Source organism: Nocardia asiatica NBRC 100129, assembly GCF_000308415.1.
Taxonomy (GTDB): Bacteria; Actinomycetota; Actinomycetes; order Mycobacteriales; family Mycobacteriaceae; genus Nocardia; species Nocardia asiatica.
This window is the reverse complement of sequence record NZ_BAFS01000336.1, coordinates 1-613: the sequence shown is the minus strand read 5'-3', so window position 1 is coordinate 613 and position 613 is coordinate 1. Positions and strand designations below refer to the sequence as shown.

Sequence of the window (613 nt, the reverse complement as noted above, 5' to 3'; positions counted from 1 at the left end):
CCGGTCAGGTTGGAGGCCATGACATTGACGTTGTCGGTCAGGTCCTTCCACGTGCCCGACACACCCCGTACGGTCGCCTGGCCGCCGAGGTTGCCCTCGGTGCCGACTTCCCGGGCGACGCGGGTGACCTCGTCGGCGAAGGCCGAGAGCTGATCGACCATCGTGTTGATGGTCTCTTTGAGTTCCAAGATCTCACCGCGGGCGTCCACCCTGATCTTCTGGCTCAGATCGCCACGGGCCACCGCGGTGGTCACCTGGGCGATCGAGCGCACCTGCGCGGTGAGGTTGTCGGCCATGACGTTGACCGACTCGGTGAGGTCCTTCCAGGTGCCGGAGACGCCCTTGACATCGGCTTCGGCCGCCCAGCCTGCCTTCGGTGCCGACTTCGCGGGCCACGCGGGTGACCTCGTCGGCGAACGCGGACAGCTGATCGACCATGGTGTTGATGGTGTTCTTCAGCTCCAGGATCTCGCCGCGCGCGTCGACCCTGATCTTTTGCGACAGATCGCCCTGCGCCACCGCGGTGGCCACCTGGGCGATCGAGCGCACCTGCGCGGTCAGGTTGCCCGCCATGAAATTCACCGAGTCGGTGAGGTCGCGCCACGTGCCGGAG

Annotated in this window: 2 protein-coding genes; both read right to left on the bottom strand. The window is 66.6% G+C overall.

All coding sequences use genetic code 11. The features are described 5' to 3' along the window. The coding region (locus ON27_RS44390; RefSeq protein ID WP_043734745.1) for a HAMP domain-containing protein at positions 1-296 on the bottom strand (296 nt) is incomplete at its 3' end. Next, positions 193-573, bottom strand: coding sequence for a HAMP domain-containing protein (locus tag ON27_RS41655; protein ID WP_245560278.1), 381 nt, complete (start codon positions 571-573; stop codon positions 193-195). The genes ON27_RS41655 and ON27_RS44390, both read right to left, overlap by 104 nt. Positions 574-613: the final 40 nt, after the last annotated feature.